Below are 16,990 nucleotides of genomic sequence, written 5' to 3'. Positions count from 1 at the left end.
GAACTACGCTTCGCAGACAGGGCGCCCGTCCCGGGCCGCCTCCGCTGAGCACCGGGCGCCCGGTCCGGACGCCGAGCGCCGGATGCCGAGCGCCGGATGCCGAGCGGGCACGACGTCGGGAGTGGCACGGGTGGCGAGGAAGACGGCGACGATGGACCCCGGACCGGACGCGCCCGCCGGCGCCGTCCCGGGCCTGGAGCGGCTCCCGGCCGGGCCCACGCTGTTCGTCGGGCGGCGCGCCGAACTCGCCGCGCTGCGGGCGGCCGCCGCCCGCCCGGCGAGCGGTCGCTGCCCGGTCCTGGTGCTGGCCGGACGCCCCGGCTCCGGGCGGACCACGCTGGCCGCGCGCTTCGCCCGTACCGCCGCGGCCGACTACCCGGACGGCGTGCTGTTCGCCCGGCTGTCCGCCCCGGACGGCGGGCGGGTGCCGCCCGCCCGGGCCGCCCGGCTGCTGCTGGAGCAGCTCGACCCGGAAGCGGCCGTGCCGCTGCCCGGGGCGGTCGAGGACGGGCGGGACGAGCCGGGCTGCGTCGCGCTGCGCGAGGCACTCGCGGGACTGCGGGTGCTGCTCGTCCTGGACGACGTGCGGGACGCCGGGCAGGTCTGGCCGCTGCTCGCCGACGAGCCCGGCTGCCTGGTGCTCGCCACCACCGCCGGGCCGCTCACCGGCATCGAGGACATCGACCCGGTGATCCTCGGCGGGCTGGACCGGACGGCCTCCGGCGAACTCCTGGCCGACCTGGTCGGCGGCACCCGGGTCTCCTGCGACCCGGTCGGCGCGGCCGACCTGGCGGAGGCCTGTGCCGCCCGGCCGGCCGCGCTGCGGCTGATGGCGGGGTGGCTGCGCGGGAACGCGAAGACCGCGGTCACCGACGCGGCGCGCGAGCTCACCCGGGTGGTCGGGGAGGAGCCGGCCCCGGCGGCGGGCACTTCGGGTGGCGCCCCGGGTGCCAAGGGTGCCGCGCAGGATGCTGCGAGGGATGTGTCGAAGGACACCCCGAGGACGTCGAAGGACGCACTGAAGAAGGGGACGGGGAAGGCGCCGGGAAACGCTCCCGAGAAGGCGTCCAAGAACAAGGGGGAGGAGGGCGGGGCCGCTCCCGGCGTCGAGTCGGCGGGCGATCCGGCGGCCTGGGTCAAGCCCGGCCCGGAGCCGGCCGAGCCGGTGCCCGTCCCCGACAACGACCCGCTGCTCGGCGCGTTCACCCTGCTGTACCGGAGCCTCCCGGCTGCCCAGGCACGGATGCTGCGCACCCTCACCCTGGCCCCGGCGCAGACCGCCGACCCGCGCACCGCCTCCGCCCTGGTCGGCTGCCCGGTGCCGGACGCGGCGGTCACCCTGGCCGCGCTCGCCGAGCGGGAACTGCTCGGCGAGGAGGCGCCGGCCGCCGACGGCACCCCGCGCTACCGGGTGCCGGGGCGGCTCTACCCCCGCCTGGTCCGGCTGCGCGAGCAGGAGGACCGGCCGGCCGAGACCGAACTCGCCCGGGCCCGGCTGCTGGAGCGGCTGGTCCGGCTCACCGAGGCGGCCCGCGCGCTGCTCGACCCCGAGGGCGCCCCCGCCCCCGATCCGCTGCCGGCCGCGCTGCGGCTGCGCTCGGCCGAGCACGCCCGCGGGTGGCTGCTCGGCGAGCGGGAGCTGCTGCTGGGCGCGGTGGCCGACGCGATCGGCCAGGGCGACCTGGACGGTTCGGCCGGGCGGCTGGTCACCGCGCTGCTGCGGGCACTGCCGTTGACCGGCGCCGCCGCCCCCGCGGACCTCTACCGGCTGCACGAGCTGGTGCTGACCGTCGCCGAGCGCAACGGCCGGCCGCGCCGGGCCTCGGCGGCGCTGCTCAACCTGGCCGACCTGCAGGTCGCGGCGGGCCGCTGGGAGCAGGCCGCGGCGCACTACCGGGCCGCCCTGGAGCACGCCCGGAAGGCCGACGACGAACCGCTCTGCGCACGCGCCCTGGAGGGTGCGGCCGGTTGCCACCGGGCGCTCGGCGACGCGGTGCGCGCCGCCGACTGGTACGGACGGGCGCTCGGTCTGCGGCAGTCGCTCGGGGACCACGCGGCCGAGGCCCGGCTGCTGGCCCGGGTGGCCGAGGCGCACACCGCCCAGCGCCGCTTCGACGAGGCGGACCGGGAGTACCGGGCGGCCCTCGCGGTGCTGCGCAGGCTCGGCGACGAACGTGCCCGGGAAGCCGTCGGGGCGGCCCTCGCGGACCTGCGGGAACGGGTCGACGCCGGGTGGTGATGGGCCTTTCGGAGGTATTGTCGAAGATGCCTGGTTACGACGTCTTTGGCGGGTAAGTCGCAGGGGAAGCCTACGAACCTGCCAATGTGTGCGGGAAAATTATTCACTTTGGAAGGCTGACACGCCGACTGGGCTTCATTACACTCGGACCTAGTCGCGCAGCGATCCCCGCCCCGGGCTGCCCGGAGGCTTCCCCACGTGCGCGTCACCCACCGGTCTTCTCCGGTCGGGACCCCCATGGCAAGAGGACGTGTTTAGCCGTGAAGGTCGGCATCCCCCGCGAGGTCAAGAACCACGAGTACCGCGTGGCCATCACGCCCGCCGGCGTGCATGAGCTCGTCCGCAACGGACACGAGGTCTACATCGAGGACAACGCCGGTCTCGGCTCCTCGATCCCCAACGAGGAGTACGTGGCCGCCGGCGCCACCATCCTCCCCACCGCCGACGAGGTGTGGGCCACTGCCGACCTGCTGCTGAAGGTCAAGGAGCCCATCGCCTCCGAGTACCACCGGCTGCGCAAGGGCCAGACCGTCTTCACGTACCTGCACCTGGCGGCCGACCGGGCCGGCACCGACGCGCTGATCGCCTCGGGCACCACCGCCATCGCGTACGAGACCGTGCAGCAGGCCAACGGCGCGCTGCCGCTGCTCGCCCCGATGTCCGAGGTCGCGGGCCGCCTCGCCCCGCAGGTCGGCTCGTACCACCTGATGCGTCCGGCCGGCGGCCGCGGCGTGCTGCCCGGTGGCGTGCCCGGCACCCACCCGGCCAAGGCCGTCGTCATCGGCGGTGGCGTCTCCGGCTGGCACGCGGCCACCATCGCCATCGGCATGGGCTACGACGTGACCCTGCTCGACCGCGACATCAACAAGCTGCGCGAGGCCGACCGCATCTTCGGCACGAAGATCAAGGCCATCATGTCCAACTCCTTCGAGCTGGAGAAGGCCGTCCTCGACGCCGACCTGGTCATCGGCGCCGTGCTGATCCCGGGCGCCAAGGCCCCGAAGCTCGTCACCAACGAGCTGGTCTCCCGCATGAAGCCGGGCTCCGTGCTCGTCGACATCGCCATCGACCAGGGCGGCTGCTTCGAGGACTCGCACCCGACCACGCACGACGACCCGACCTTCCAGGTCCACGACTCGGTCTTCTACTGCGTGGCCAACATGCCGGGCGCCGTCCCGAACACCTCCACCTACGCGCTGACCAACGCCACGCTGCCGTACGTCATCGAGCTGGCGAACCGCGGGTGGAAGGAGGCGCTGCGCCGCGACCCGGCGCTCGCCAAGGGCCTGAACGTGCACGAGGGCCAGATCACCTTCCCGGCCGTGGCCGAGGCCTTCGGCCTGGAGTCGGTCTCGCTGGAGAGCGTGCTCGCCTGAACCCCCTGACCGCGCGGCGGTCGTTCGCCCCCGACCCGATCCCTTCGGGTCGGGGGCTTCGCCGTGCCCGTGAACAGCGGGTGGACCGGGTTGGTCGCTCTGTCGTCAATTTCCGGCGGGCGTGTCACCCGCCCGCAGAAACGATGGGGTCAGCGCCCCGCCGAACCCTTGACAGCAGCCCGCCCGACAGTCGACACATCCTGCCCACTACCGTGGATTGTGTTGCTGCGAACGCCTTGAACGGCCTAGAGTCGCAAACCGTCGGCATGCTGCCACGCTGACGAATCGACATAGAGTCCTGGATGCCCAAGGAGGTAAGACGACTTGTGAATGAGTCGACAATTGCTCCCGGGGGTGGTCAGCCAGGACTGGCGGAGCACACCGCCGGCCAGCCGAGTGTGGAGCCCGGGGCCCGGCAGCCCTCCGTGGGTTCGGCCGAGGTCGGCTCGGTCGCACTCCGCACCTTCGAAGCACGCCAGAACACAGCGCAGGTGACCACGGTGACCGATCACGACGCCGACTTGGCGGCCTACGGCCTGGCCTACAGCGAGTTCGCCTACGGCGCCTACGACGACCCCGACGCCGAGTACGAGCCGGACCCGGAGTACGCCGCCACGCTGGCCCCGGACGCCGCGCGCCAGCGCCGCGAGCGGGTCGGCCCGACCGGCCGTCCGCTGCCGTACTTCCCGATCCCCGCGCCGGTCGCCGAGCACGGCCCCGCCCAGATCATCGCCATGTGCAACCAGAAGGGCGGCGTTGGCAAGACCACGTCGACCATCAACCTGGGGGCGGCGCTGGCCGAGTACGGCCGCCGGGTGCTGCTCGTCGACTTCGACCCGCAGGGCGCGCTCTCGGTCGGCCTCGGCGTCAACCCGATGGAGCTCGATGTCACCGTCTACAACCTGCTCATGGAGCGTGGAATGACGGCCGATGAGGTGCTGCTGAAGACCGCGGTCCCGGGCATGGACCTGCTGCCGTCCAACATCGACCTCTCCGCCGCCGAGGTGCAGCTGGTCAGCGAGGTGGCCCGGGAGTCCGCGCTGGCGCGCGCCCTGAAGCCGCTGCTGCCCGACTACGACTACGTCATCATCGACTGCCAGCCCTCGCTGGGCCTGCTGACGGTCAATGCGCTGACGGCCGCTCACAGCGTGATCGTTCCGCTGGAGTGCGAGTTCTTCGCGCTGCGCGGTGTCGCGCTGCTGACCGAGACCATCGAGAAGGTGTGCGAGCGGCTCAACCCCGAGCTGCGCCTGGACGGCATCCTCGCGACCATGTACGACTCGCGCACCGTGCACAGCCGTGAGGTGCTGGCGCGGGTCGTCGAGGCGTTCGGCGAGCACGTCTTCCACACCGTCATCGGGCGGACCGTGCGCTTCCCGGAGACCACCGTCGCCGGCGAGCCCATCACCACCTACGCCACCAACTCGGTCGGTGCCGCCGCCTACCGCCAGCTCGCCAGGGAGGTGCTCGACCGGTGCCGCCCCGCCGAGTGAGTCTCCCGGGTGCCGACGAGCTGTTCCGGACCACCGGGGGGATGGCGCTGTCGCCCTCCCTCGCGCCGCGTCCGGCCGCCGAGGCATCCAGACCGGAGACCGCGCGGACCGTCAACGGTGCGGACGGCGCCGAGGGTACCGAGTCCGCCCAGGGACCGCAGGGACCCCACGGGTACCAGGGCACGCAGGGGTCCCAGGGCGCGCAGGGTGACCGGCAGCCGGCGCCGGAGCAGCAGTCGCCGGGCGCCGTGCCGGCGTCCGCGCAGCCGCCCGGCCAGCGGTCGGGCGGGGTCCAGGCCGGGCCGGGCGCTCCGGCGATCCGGGCGCACGCGGGGGGCGCCGAGGAACAGGCCGGTGCCGCCGGGCGTGCGCGTCCGCGCGGCCGCGCGCCGCGCCGGCCCAGCGGGCGCGAGCGGCACGACGAGAAGATCACCGTGTACGTGTCCGCCGAGGAGCTCATGGACCTGGAGCACGCCCGGCTGGTCCTGCGTGGTGAGCACGGGCTGGCCGTGGACCGCGGACGGATCGTCCGGGAGGCCATCGCGGTCGTCCTGGCGGACCTGGAGCAGCGCGGCGAAGCCTCGATCCTGGTTCGGCGCCTGCGCGGGCGGTAGGGCGCGGCGGGCGGGTCCGGCGGTACAGCCGACCCGGTGGCGGCAGGGCGGACCCGGCAGGGACGCCGAGGGGGGCGCCGAGCGGCCTTGGGCCCGGCGCCGGAGGCCGCTGGACGTGCGGCCGGTGAGCGGCCGGTGAGTGGCTGGTGTGCCGCTGGTGGGCGGCCGGGTGCAGCCGGTGTGTGGTCGGGCACTGAGGGTCATGAGGCGCGCTCGTGGGGTCGTCACCCCGGGGCGGGGGCTGCAAGCCGGGCGCCGAGGGCCATGAGGCTCGTTCATGGGCGAGGGGCATGAGGCACGCTCATGTCGGCCGTCATGAGTTGCGTTCATGGGCGAGGGGCATGAGATGCGCTCATGTCCGGCGGTCATGAGTTGCGCTCATGGGTCGGTGCTGCGGGCCGGGACCATGAGTGGGGACCATGAGCCGGGCTCATGGTCCCCCGATCGCCTCGGCCGAGGGCAGCGGCGGGCGGCGCAGGGCGTTTCAGGGCGCTGGACGGCGCTGGAGGGCGGTTTCCGGGGCTGCGGGGCCCGCGCCCGGGTCGGGCCCGGTGCGGCCGGGGACGCGGGTCTGTGGGCCGGGCCGGGGCCGCGCACGGGGCCGTCGGGCGGCGTGTCGAGGGGCCCGGGGCGGGGCGGGCCGCGGAGGCGGGTGAAGATGGACCGTCATGCCGAGCACCGCCGAACCAGCCGAAACCACCGCGAGCGCGACCGAGAACGGGTCCCGGGGCGGGTTCCGGGTGCGGCTGGACAACTTCGAGGGCCCCTTCGACCTGCTGCTCAGCCTCATCGCCAAGCACAAGATGGACGTCACCGAGGTGGCTCTGGCCACGGTCACGGACGAGTTCATGGCGCACATCCGGGCGATGGGCCCGGACTGGGACCTGGACGCGGCGACCGAGTTCCTGGTGGTGGCCGCCACCCTGCTCGACCTCAAGGCCGCCCGGCTGCTGCCCGTGGCGGAGGTCGAGGACGAGGAGGACCTGGCCCTGCTGGAGGCCCGTGACCTGCTGTTCGCGCGGCTGCTGCAGTACCGGGCGTACAAGCGTGCGGCGGCGCTGTTCGGCGAGCGCTGGGCCGCCGAACTGAACCGGCGCCCGCGCACCGTCGGCCTGGAGCCGCGGCATGCGGAGCTGCTGCCGGAGGTGGTCGTCACCATCGGTCCGCAGCGGCTCGCCGAGCTGGCGGCCAAGGCGATGGAGCCCAGGCCGAAGCCGGTCGTGTACGTGGACCACATCCACACCCCGCCGGTCAGCGTGCGGGAGCAGGCCGGGCTGGTGGTCGGGCTGCTCACCGAGCTGGGCGAGGCGACGTTCCAGCGGCTGGTGGCGGACGCGCCGGACACGCTGGTCGTGGTCGCCCGCTTCCTGGCGCTGCTGGAGCTCTACCGGGAGCAGGTGCTCGCCTTCGACCAGCCGGACGCGCTCGGCGAGCTGCGGGTGCGCTGGGTGGCCGAGGAGGGCCGGGGCGTGGTCGAGGTGACGGACGAGTTCGACCGGCCGGCGGGAGAACACGGGGGAGCGGACCGGGGAGCCGGCACGGGATCCGGCACCGGAGACGCCGTGGGAGGGACCTCGGGCGAGGCGGAGGAGGACGAGCGGCGATGAGCGGCGGGAACGAGGGAGGGCGGCCGGTGCGGCGCCCGTTGGGGCTGCCGGGGCAGCCCCGGGCCGAGGAGTGGCTGGAGCCGGTCTTCGCGCTGCTGCCGGACCCGGTGCGGCCGGTGGGCTTCGCGGAGCCGGAGGAGCCGGAGGAGCCGGAGGAGCCGGAGGAGTCTGAGGGGCAGGGGCAGGGGCAGGGGCAGGAGCAGCCGGTGGGCCCGGGGGCCTGGGTGGTGCACCAGAAGTCGGCCCCGCCGACTTCCGGCGTCGAGCAGGCGTCCGGCCCCGGGCTGCGGGCCGAGCTGGAGGCGGTCCTGATGGTCGTCGACGAGCCGGTGACGGCGGAGCGGCTGGCCGAGACGCTGGAGCGGCCCCGGGCCGAGGTGGCGGCGGCGCTGCGCGAGCTGTCCGCCGAGTACACCGCCCAGGGCCGCGGTTTCGACCTGCGGCCGGTGGCCGGCGGCTGGCGCTTCTACAGCCGGGAGACCTGTTCCGAGGCCGTCGACCGCTTCCTCCTGGACGGCCGGCAGGCCCGGCTGACCCAGGCCGCGCTGGAGACCCTGGCGGTGGTCGCCTACCGGCAGCCGGTGTCCAGATCCCGGGTTTCCGCCGTCCGCGGTGTGAACTGTGACGGCGTGATGCGTACCCTGGTACAGCGAGGACTGGTGGAAGAGGCCGGATCCGAGCCCGAAACAGGTGCGATCCTGTATCGGACGACGAACTACTTCCTGGAACGGATGGGGCTCCGCGGCCTGGACGAGCTGCCGGAGCTCGCTCCCTTCCTGCCCGAGGTCGACGACGTGGAAGCGGAGTCCCTGGAGGGCACGATGATCGCGGAGGCGGTCGCCGCCGCTGCCGCGCAGGCCGCGGACGGCAGTGGCGAGGCCGGTCGGGCCGGGCCCGATCGGTAGGGGGCGGTGAGGTCGGCCGAAACGACCGCACATCCCAGACGGAACGACGTACGGACACTTTGATGCGTAGCAGTGGCAACGGCAGGAACAGCAGCGGCGGCGGGAGCGGTCGTGGCGGGCAGGGCGGGGGCCGGGGCGGCGGCTCCTACGGCGGCAGCGGCAGTGGCCGCGGCGGCTCGGGCTCGCGCGGGGGTTCGTACGGCGGTGGCTCCTACGGGGGCGGCGGCCGTGGCGGTTCGGGCTCGGGCTCGGGCTCGCGCGGCGGCTCCGGTTCGTACGGGCGGGACGACCGTCGCGACAGCCGTCGTGACGACCGGCGCGACGACCGCCGGTACCCGGACCGTCCGCTGCGGCCCGAGGAGCGCAAGTACGACCGCCCCGAGTACGGCGGCGGCCCCAACGCCACCCCCGCCCGCGGCGGCTACACCGGCCGGCGCCCCGGCCCGGCCCCGCGTCCGCGCCGTGAGGGCCAGGGCGCCCCGGGCGACCCGCGCCGCCAGCCGCAGCGCTCGCGCGAGCTGCAGGCCAAGATCGAGGACGCCGTCCTCGCCCGGCACGACAAGCCGGCCGTCAAGCTGCCCAAGACGTTCGGCGAGCCCGAGGGCGAGCGCCTGCAGAAGGTGCTGGCCCGGGCCGGCGTCGGCAGCCGCCGCGCCTGCGAGGAGCTGATCGAGCAGGGCCGGGTCGAGGTCAACGGCAAGCTCGTGACCGAGCAGGGCAAGCGGGTCGACCCGCAGAACGACGAGATCAAGGTGGACGGCCTGACCGTCGCCACCCAGTCCTACCTGTTCTTCGCGCTGAACAAGCCGGCCGGCGTGGTCTCCACCATGGAGGACCCGGACGGCCGCCAGTGCCTGGGCGACTACGTGACCAACCGGGAGACCCGGCTGTTCCACGTCGGCCGCCTGGACACCGAGACCGAGGGCATCATCCTGCTCACCAACCACGGCGAGCTGGCCCACCGCCTCACCCACCCGCGCTACGGCGTGACCAAGACCTACCTGGCCGCCATCCAGGGCCCGATCCCGCGCGACCTGGGCAAGCAGCTGGCCCAGGGCGTGGAGCTGGAGGACGGCTACGCCCGCGCCGACAGCTTCAAGGTGATCTCCAACGTCGGCAAGAACTACCTGGTCGAGGTGACCCTGCACGAGGGTCGCAAGCACATCGTCCGCCGGATGCTGGCCGAGGCAGGCTTCCCGGTCGAGAAGCTGGTGCGCACCCACTTCGGCCCGATCGCCCTGGGCGACCAGAAGTCGGGCTGGCTGCGCCGCCTGACCAACCCGGAGGTCGGCCAGCTGATGCGCGAGGTCGGCCTGTAGGCCGTCGCGTTCGCCAGCCCGGAGGGGCCCCCGGTCGCCGTGGTGCGGCCGGGGGCCCCTCTGCCGTGCGGGGGCGGGCGTCGGCGCGCTGGGCCGGCGTCGTCGGCGTACGGGGTGTCCGGTTCGTGCGGGTCGTGAGGGTCGTGTGAGCCGGGACGCAACCGCTGGTCACGGCCTTGTCAGCGCCGTGACCCGTGGCCGAGGATGGCCACCGGGCCACCACCCGCCGTGTGGCGGGACTGCGCCAGCACGGGCGCCGGTGGGGCGGATCACAGGCGAACAGGGGGAACGGCGTCGTGTCCGATGCACCACTGGGGCGGGCCAGCGGACAGGCCCTCGGCACACTGGGACTGGCCGAGCCGGACGGGCAGGTGTACGCGGCGCTGGTGGCCAACCCGCAGTCCACCGCGGAGGAACTGGCGGAGGGCTGCGGCCTGACGCTGCAGCAGGGCGTGCGCGCCCTGGACCGGCTGGCGCAGCAGGGCATGGCCACCCGGGCGCCGGTGGACCGGCAGCGCTACCTGGCGGTCGCCCCGGACGTCGCGATCGGCACCCTGATCGGCCACCGGGAGTCCGAGCTGCGGCAGGCCCGGGCCGAGATGCACCGGCTGATGGACGCCTTCCGGGAGGCCTCGCGCTACACCGACCCGGCGCACTCGGTGGAGGTGCTGACCGGCGGCGAGGCGATCGCCCAGCGGCTGGAGCACATCACCGAGACCAGCCAGTACCAGGTGCGCGGTTTCGACCGCCCGCCGTACATCCAGGACCCGGTGGCGCCGATGCCGCTGCAGCGGCGACGGCTGCACGAGGGCGTGAAGTTCCGGACGGTATACGACCGGGAGGCGGTGGCCTGGCCCGGGCGGCTGGAGCGGAACATCCTGGTCGGCGTCGCGGACGGCGAGGAGGCGCGGGTCCGGCCCACGCTGCCGATGAAGATGATCATCTCGGACGACCGGATGGCGATCATTCCGATCAGCGTCGGCGACAGCGTGCTGGACGCCGCGTACGTGATCCACCCCTCGGCGCTGCTCCAGGCGCTGGACACGCTGTTCGAGGCGGAGTGGGAGCGGGCCGTCCAGCTGCAGGCCGCGATCGGCACCGGGGACGCGTCGGCGGAGCCGGAGGCCGACCACCGCAAGCTGCTGGGCCTGCTGGCGGCCGGGCTCACCGACGAGTCGATCGCCCGCTCGCTCGGCTGGAGCGCCCGGACCACCCAGCGCCGCCTGCAGAGCCTGATGCGCTCGCTGGGCGCCACCACCCGCTTCCAGGCCGGCATGGCGGCCCGGGAGCGGGGGTGGCTGTGAGCGCGGGCCCCCGGGTTCAGCTCCAGGGGATGAGGGAGGCCCAGCGGCCGTCCGGGCCCCGCACGACCTTCTCCAGGCCGACCACGGCGGAGCGGTTCAGCCGTCCGTAGATGTGCGGGAACAGCACGTCGGGGGTGGCCCCGGGCGGCGGGGCGCCGTGCGGGGCCTCCCACTTGACCATCGGCTCCACCATCGACTCCTCGATCAGCAGCACCATCAGCGGGTCGGGGGTGTCGGCGAAGAAGGCGTTGGCCACCGCGAGCGCCGTCCGCTCGTCGGCCGAGCAGTGGATGAACCCGTCGGTGAGCAGCGAGGCGGTGGCGTACGGGCGGCCGGGGTCGGCCAGCCAGTCGTCCAGGGGGGCGAGGTGGAGGATCATGTTTCCTTTTCTACCCGTTGTCTCCGGTTTGGTGCTGAGCGGCCGTCGTCGGAACGTCGGCCGCGGTAGGTCGGCCGCGGTAGGTCGGCCGCGGCAGGTCTTGGGCTGGTAGGCCGGGGGCAGGGGGGGGCGGGCGGTGTCCGGAGCCCGTCGTTCAGAGCCCGCGGCTCACAGCCCTTGGTGTCAGAGCCCGGCCACCTTGGCGGAGGCGGAGATCTCGTACACCAGGGTGAGGGTGCGGCGGGCGCCCGGGCCGAGCGGGACGTCCCAGCGGACGATGCCCTCGGCGTCGAAGGCGTCCGGGGCCGGGGAGCACCCCTCCTTGCGCAGCCGGACCTCCACCGCCGACACCTCGGAGACGGGCACCCGCTCGCGCACCGTGACGATCCGCTCGTCGTGCTCCTCCGGGCCGGAGAAGCGGGACAGGTGCAGCCGCACCGTGCGGGTGGTGGTCTGGCGGCCGGTGAGGCCGGCGGTGGTCTGGCGCTCCTCGGTCTCGCGGACCACCCGGTAGCCGTCCGAACTGCCGAAGGAGAGCTCGGCGTCGGCACCGGTGGCGGTGAAGCGCAGTTCGCCCCGGCCGGTGAAGCCGCTGTCGCGGACCAGCTCGACCGGGCCGGCCAGCAGCGGGTGCCCGGCCGCGTTGCGGAACCGGACCACCTGGGTGACCAGCGGGGACAGCTCCGGGGCGCAGGCGTACTCGCTGCTCGCCGGGCCGGTGAAGGCACCGAGCGGCACCCGGTGCGCCCGCCCGTCGGAGGGCACGGTCGCGGGGGCCGGCGCGGGCAGCACCCGGACCTCGCCGCCGTCGTCCACGCCCGGGACCCCGGAGGCCGGCCCGAGGTCGCTGATCGTCTCCTCACGCAGTTCGACCTCGACCGTGCGGCGCTCCTCGTCCGTGCGCTCGCGCAGCATCAGGACGTCCTCGGCGACGGCCGGTGGGTCGGTGGCGAGGGCGGAGCGAGCGGTGGAGAAGGTCAGCCTGGCGTTCGTCCAGTCCTCGCCGGTGCGCTGCCAGACCACCGCCTCCGACTCCACGCGCAGGCCGCCGTCGTCCAGGGTCGCCCGGTAGGACGGGCGCCAGAGCGCGCAGGGGACCAGGTGGGAGACGGTCAGCTCGGCCGGGCCGGGCCGGGCCGCCTCGACGGTCAGGTCCAGGTGGGCGGTCAGCCCGGCGGGGTCCTCCTCGGCCTCGTCCAGGGCGGTCAGCGCCTGCGAGCGCTCCTGCTCCAGGCGGCGCAGCCGGGAGTGCGTCGCGCGCAGTTCCTCGCCGTGGCGGTCGCGCTCGGCGTCCACCCGGTCCAGCTCGCGGGACCAGCGGGTGCGTTCGAGCTCGCCGACGCCGGCGCCCTCGCCGATCTCGCGCAGCAGGTCGGCCGAGAGCTGGGCGAGCAGGGCCAGCCGTGCCTCCAGGCGGGCGCGGGTCTGGTCGGCGAGGCGGCTCTCGGCGTCCAGCCGGTGCAGCCGGTGGCGCAGCTCGGAGTCGTCCGGGCCGGGCGGCAGCGGCGCGCGCGGGGCCCAGGTGCGGACCAGCCGGGCGTCCAGGACGCGGACCCCGGGGGTGGCGGACTCGGCGCGCAGGGTGCGGTCGACGGCCAGGGCGGTGAGCGGGCCGAGCCGCAGCCGCTGGACGCCCGCGGCGAGGTCGACCGTCGTCGTGCGCTCCACCTGGCTGCGGTCCTCCAGACAGGTGACGGCGGTGACGGGGAGGGCCGCCGGGGCTTCTCCGGTCGTGCGTCCGGCCGTCGCTCCGAGCGCGCCGCCGGCCGTTGCTCCGGCCGTTGCTCCGGCCGTTGCTCCGGTCGTTGCTCCGGTCGCTCCTCCGAGCGCTCCTGCGGTCGTGCCTCCGATCGTTGCTCCGGTCATGGTCAGTTCCTCCGGTTTCCGCCGACGATGGCCTTTCCGGCCGGGATCTTGATCTGGTAGCCGCCGTCCAGCTCGGCGCTGCCGCCCGGCGGCAGGTCGACCCGCCAGAGCCTGGTGCTGGGCGGGCACTCCGGCGTGGAGACGGTCGGGGCGTGCCAGTCGGCCCGCTCCTCGATCCGGATCTCGGCGTCGGAGGTGACCGGCACGCGCTCGCGGACCTCCACCGTGACGGCGCGGCCGAGCCGGTTCGCGAGCCGGACGTGCACCCGGTGGTCGAGCACGGTGCTGTTGCCCTTCAGCATGCCCGTGGCGGACTCGCGCAGCTCGGTGCGGCGCGCCACCTCGATGCTCTCGGTGACGCCGATGCCCAGGCGCCGCACGCCGCCGGGCGCCAGGGTGGGCAGGGCGGCGGTGAGCAGGAACTCGTCGTCCACGGTGACCTCGACCGGGCCCGCGAGGACGGCGCGGTCGGTGCGGTTGGCGAGCACCAGCGTCGCGTACACCTTCTCCTCGAAGGCGGGCACGGTGACGTACTCGGGGCGGACGGTGAGCGGGATCTCGTCCACCGTGACGGTGTGCCAGGTGCTGTCGGACGGGATGTCGGCGGGGGCGGCGGCGTCGAAGCGGTGGTCGAAGGAGCCGGCCGATTCGCGGGGCGCGACGGCGTGGCGGGGCAGGGGGAGGCGGCGGATCTGCTCGCCCGGGTTGCCGCCGGGCAGGACCCAGTCCAGTTCCTCGCGCTCGACCCGCTCGGGGCGGGGGTGCAGGGCGCCGCGCCGGGCGGCGGGCTCGTCGGGGCCGGCCAGGACGAGGTCCGGGTAGTCGAGCAGGGTGGCGTTCGGGACGAAGCCGGTGGCCGGGGGCGGTGCGGCGGGCGCGGCGCCGCGCTTGCGGCGGGCGTGGCGGGCATCCTCCGGCGGGGTGCCGCCGCCCGGGGCCTGCGGGAAACCGGCCGAGGCCTGGGGGGCACCGGTCGGGGCCGGGGGGAGCGGCGCGGCGACGGGGGCGGAGAGTGCGGGCGCCGGGGGGCCGCCGTAGCCCGCGACGCCGCCCGGGGCGGGCGGGGGTGCGGGCATCGGCTCGTCGGCGCTCAGGGTGCCGCCGCCGTAGCGGGCGGAGGGTGCGGGCGGGATGTCCTCCGCCACGGCGAAGGCTTCCGGGCGGGGGCCGGTCGGGCGGGCTCCGCCGAGCCGGGGGCCGATCGATCCGGGGCCGGCGAGGCGGGCGGCCCGGGGTGGGATCGCGGGCGGGACCTGGGCCCTGCGGCGTTCCTCGCGGTGTTCGCCGTGGCGTTCTTCGTGACGGGCCGGGCGGCCTGGGGTGCGGGTGTCGGTACCGGCCGCGTCGTAGCCGGCGAAGAGGTCGGACAGGCCGGCCGGGGGCTCGCGCCAGCCGGAGGGCGGCGGTGCGGGCTGGCTGCGGCCGATCCGCAGCGAGGCGAGCCGGGGCAGATCGGTGCGGCGGTCGAGGTCGGCGGTGGAGAGGGCGAGGCGCACGCCCGTCCAGTCCTCGCCGGTGCGCTGGGCGACGCTGGCGCGCAGGACGAGGCGGCCGGTGTCGGCGCCGCTCCGGTAGGACAGGCGGTAGGCGGGCACCCAGCGGGCGGCGGGGACGCCGTACTCCAGTTCGAGGTCGAGGGTCTCGGGGGTGTCTTGGGGGGTGGTGCTGTGGGTGGTTTCGGTGGTGGTGGAGGTGGTGCTGCCGGTGGTGCTGCCGGTGGTGAGGGTGAGCAGGACGGTGGCGGCGGTCGCGACCGGCTCGGCCCGGTCGGCGGTGGACGCCCGGTCCAGCCGGTCGACCACCAAGTCGCGCTCGTGGTCGGCGAGTTCGATCTCCTGGTTGAGTTCCTCGGCGCGCTGCTGGAGGCGGGTCAGCCGCTCGTCGACGAAGTCGGCGAGCTCCAGCCAGGCCTCGGTCGGCGTACGGCGCAGCGGCTCCTCGGGCCGGTGCTGCGGTGGTACGGCGCGCAGCGCGGCGGTGTCGGCGATCGCGGAGAGGACCAGCCGGCGGCGTTCGGTGAGCACGCTGAGACGTTCGGTCGCCTCCTCCAACTCCCGCTGGAGATCAGGGAGTTCTTCCGGATCGCGGAGCTCGGCGAGCTGTTCGAGTCGGGCCTCGGTGACCGTCGTGCCGACCGGTCCGGCGAGCACCCGGGCACGCAGCGAGCGGCCGTCCAGGGATGTGGGCAGGCCGGTCAGCCGCAGCCGCCCGTCGTGCGGGACCGGGACGGTGGCCCGACGGCGGCACACCGCGCCCTCCGCGTACACCACCACGGAGTCCAGGACCGATGGGTGGGCCGGTACGGCCGGCGGTTTCGTGTGCCCGGTCCGGCTGCTGTGCTGGTCGTCCATGCGCAACCCCTTCGTTCGCGTGTTGCCTGCCGCGTGCCGTTCGTCGTGGCACGCGTGTTGCCGCTTGCCTGTGTGCCTGTGTGCCTGTGTGCCTGTGCGCCTGTGCGCTCGTGTGTCCGCGTGCCCGTGTTCCCGTGTGTCGGCTCGGCTGCCGGGCTGTTCGTCCGGGCCTTCCCCGGGCGGCCAGTCTGCCCGGCCCCGGTACGGGCGTCGCCGGATTTCCGGGTGCGGCGTGTGCACCGGTGCACTGGGTGGGACGGGGAGCGGGGCGTCGTGGTTGCCGGGCGGCGGGTGGGGACTTCGGTACGGCGGATGAGGGAGGATGGGGCGCGGGTGCTCCCGAACGGTCCCGGCACCTGTCGAGAATCGTGATGAGGAGAGCGACCCGCCATGCGCACTGCCGTCGTCGTCGGCACCGGACTGATCGGCACCTCCGCCGCGCTCGCCCTGACCGCTCGCGGCCTGACCGTCCACCTGGAGGACGCCGACCCGGACGCCGCCCGCACCGCCGAGTCGCTCGGTGCCGGCACCACCGAACCGGCCGACGGCCCGGTGGACCTGGCGATCATCGCCGTTCCGCCCGCACTGGTCGGCAAGGTGCTCGCCGACTGCCAGCGGCGCAACCTGGCGCACTGGTACACCGACGTCGCCAGCGTGAAGGCCGGCCCCGGCAGCGAGATCGCCGCGCTCGGCTGCGACACCGTCCACTACATCGGCAGCCACCCGATGGCCGGTCGCGAGCGGTCCGGCCCGCTGGCCGCCCGCGCCGACATCTTCGAGGGCCGCCCCTGGGTGCTCACCCCGACCCCCGACACCGACACCGAGACGCTCAACGTCGCGCTGGAACTGGTCGCGCTCTGCGGTGCGATGCCGATCGTGATGGACCCCGCCGAGCACGACCGGGCCGTCGCCCTCGTCTCGCACGCCCCGCAGCTGGTGTCCTCGCTGGTCGCGGCCCGGCTGGAGAGGGCCGACGAGACCGCCATAAGGCTCTCCGGCCAGGGTGTGCGCGACGTCACCAGGATCGCCGCCTCCAACCCCGGGATGTGGGTCGACATCCTCTCCGCCAACGCGGGCGCGGTCGCCGACGTCCTGGAGGCGGTCGCCCGCGACCTCGGCGAGACCGTCACCGCGCTGCGCGCCATGGAGGCCACCGAGGAGGGCGAGCGCCGGGCCGGTGCCACCGGGATCGAGGCGGTCATGCGGCGCGGCAACGCCGGACAGGCCCGGATCCCCGGCAAGCACGGCGCGCCGCCCACCCGGTACGAGACCGTGGCGGTCGTCCTCGGCGACCAGCCGGGCGAGCTGGGACGGCTGTTCGGGGAGGTCGGCGACGCCGGGGTCAACATCGAGGACGTCGTCATCGAGCACTCGACCGGGCAGCAGGTCGGCTTCGTGCAGTTGTCGGTGGCGCCGACGGCGGTCAAGCGGCTGGTGAAGGCGCTGCGGGCGAGCGGGTGGAACGTCCGGGACTGAGGGGGCCGGGGCCTGGGGCGGGGGCCTGGGGGCTGGGGTCCTCGGGTTCGTGGTGCCTGGG

The 16,990-nt window shown here is 74.9% G+C and carries 12 protein-coding genes; 9 read left to right on the top strand and 3 right to left on the bottom strand.

Annotated elements, in window-relative coordinates; all coding sequences use genetic code 11:
• The first annotated feature begins 151 nt into the window (after positions 1–151).
• The 8 genes from AB0Q99_RS31335 to AB0Q99_RS31300 all read left to right on the top strand — a co-directional run bounded on the left by AB0Q99_RS31335 (position 152) and on the right by AB0Q99_RS31300 (position 10,857).
• Positions 152–2,239, top strand: a complete 2,088-nt coding sequence (locus AB0Q99_RS31335) for a tetratricopeptide repeat protein (protein ID WP_363577124.1) — start codon at positions 152–154, stop codon at positions 2,237–2,239.
• 260 nt (positions 2,240–2,499) lie between these two features.
• On the top strand, positions 2,500–3,615 hold the full coding sequence (gene ald / locus AB0Q99_RS31330) for an alanine dehydrogenase (RefSeq protein WP_363577122.1): 1,116 nt from the start codon (positions 2,500–2,502) through the stop codon (positions 3,613–3,615).
• Between the two features lie 326 nt (positions 3,616–3,941).
• Complete coding sequence (locus AB0Q99_RS31325) at positions 3,942–5,108, top strand: ParA family protein (RefSeq protein ID WP_363577120.1); 1,167 nt, start codon at positions 3,942–3,944, stop codon at positions 5,106–5,108.
• Positions 5,109–5,149: 41 nt separating this feature from the next.
• Positions 5,150–5,722, top strand: a complete 573-nt coding sequence (locus tag AB0Q99_RS31320; protein ID WP_363577118.1) for a hypothetical protein — start codon at positions 5,150–5,152, stop codon at positions 5,720–5,722.
• 668 nt (positions 5,723–6,390) lie between these two features.
• Positions 6,391–7,329, top strand: coding sequence for a segregation/condensation protein A (locus AB0Q99_RS31315; protein ID WP_363577117.1), 939 nt, complete (start codon positions 6,391–6,393; stop codon positions 7,327–7,329).
• 311 nt (positions 7,330–7,640) lie between these two features.
• The gene (locus AB0Q99_RS31310) at positions 7,641–8,234 is read left to right on the top strand and encodes an SMC-Scp complex subunit ScpB (protein WP_363577154.1); all 594 of its coding nucleotides are present in this window, start codon (positions 7,641–7,643) and stop codon (positions 8,232–8,234) included.
• 62 nt (positions 8,235–8,296) lie between these two features.
• A complete protein-coding gene (locus tag AB0Q99_RS31305; RefSeq protein ID WP_363577115.1) occupies positions 8,297–9,553 on the top strand; it encodes a pseudouridine synthase in 1,257 nt (418 codons plus the stop codon).
• A 296-nt stretch (positions 9,554–9,849) separates the two neighbouring features.
• Positions 9,850–10,857 carry a helix-turn-helix domain-containing protein gene (locus AB0Q99_RS31300; RefSeq protein WP_363577114.1) on the top strand — a complete coding sequence of 336 codons (1,008 nt, stop codon included), beginning with the start codon at positions 9,850–9,852 and terminating at the stop codon, positions 10,855–10,857.
• Positions 10,858–10,873: 16 nt separating this feature from the next.
• Here the strand turns inward: AB0Q99_RS31300 and AB0Q99_RS31295 are convergent, their stop codons facing one another.
• The 3 genes from AB0Q99_RS31295 to AB0Q99_RS31285 all read right to left on the bottom strand — a co-directional run bounded on the left by AB0Q99_RS31295 (position 10,874) and on the right by AB0Q99_RS31285 (position 15,453).
• Positions 10,874–11,236, bottom strand: a complete 363-nt coding sequence (locus tag AB0Q99_RS31295; RefSeq protein WP_363577112.1) for a DUF952 domain-containing protein — start codon at positions 11,234–11,236, stop codon at positions 10,874–10,876.
• Positions 11,237–11,419: 183 nt separating this feature from the next.
• Positions 11,420–12,922 (bottom strand): DUF4139 domain-containing protein, encoded by a 1,503-nt coding sequence (locus AB0Q99_RS31290; protein ID WP_363577152.1) that lies wholly within the window; start codon positions 12,920–12,922, stop codon positions 11,420–11,422.
• A 182-nt stretch (positions 12,923–13,104) separates the two neighbouring features.
• Complete coding sequence (locus AB0Q99_RS31285; RefSeq protein ID WP_363577110.1) at positions 13,105–15,453, bottom strand: DUF4139 domain-containing protein; 2,349 nt, start codon at positions 15,451–15,453, stop codon at positions 13,105–13,107.
• Positions 15,454–15,843: 390 nt separating this feature from the next.
• Here AB0Q99_RS31285 and AB0Q99_RS31280 point away from each other — a divergent pair, with 390 nt between their 5' ends.
• Entirely contained in the window at positions 15,844–16,929 is a 1,086-nt protein-coding gene (locus AB0Q99_RS31280; protein WP_363577108.1) for a prephenate dehydrogenase, read from the top strand.
• The last annotated feature ends 61 nt before the right edge of the window (positions 16,930–16,990 follow it).

It is taken from the genome of Kitasatospora sp. NPDC086791, assembly GCF_040685975.1.
GTDB lineage: Bacteria > Actinomycetota > Actinomycetes > Streptomycetales > Streptomycetaceae > Kitasatospora.
The sequence above is the reverse complement of the archived record's forward strand: the minus strand, read 5'-3'. Positions and strand labels throughout refer to the sequence as shown.

Coding starts and splice junctions, on each gene's coding strand:
- AB0Q99_RS31335 (WP_363577124.1), top strand. CDS start 152: ATGGACCCCGGACCGGACGCGCCCGCCGGCGCCGTCCCGGGCCTGGAG.
- AB0Q99_RS31320 (WP_363577118.1), top strand. CDS start 5,150: ATGGCGCTGTCGCCCTCCCTCGCGCCGCGTCCGGCCGCCGAGGCATCC.
- AB0Q99_RS31315 (WP_363577117.1), top strand. CDS start 6,391: ATGCCGAGCACCGCCGAACCAGCCGAAACCACCGCGAGCGCGACCGAG.
- AB0Q99_RS31310 (WP_363577154.1), top strand. CDS start 7,641: ATGGTCGTCGACGAGCCGGTGACGGCGGAGCGGCTGGCCGAGACGCTG.
- AB0Q99_RS31305 (WP_363577115.1), top strand. CDS start 8,297: ATGCGTAGCAGTGGCAACGGCAGGAACAGCAGCGGCGGCGGGAGCGGT.
- AB0Q99_RS31295 (WP_363577112.1), bottom strand. CDS start 11,236: ATGATCCTCCACCTCGCCCCCCTGGACGACTGGCTGGCCGACCCCGGC.
- AB0Q99_RS31285 (WP_363577110.1), bottom strand. CDS start 15,453: ATGGACGACCAGCACAGCAGCCGGACCGGGCACACGAAACCGCCGGCC.
- AB0Q99_RS31280 (WP_363577108.1), top strand. CDS start 15,844: ATGCGCACTGCCGTCGTCGTCGGCACCGGACTGATCGGCACCTCCGCC.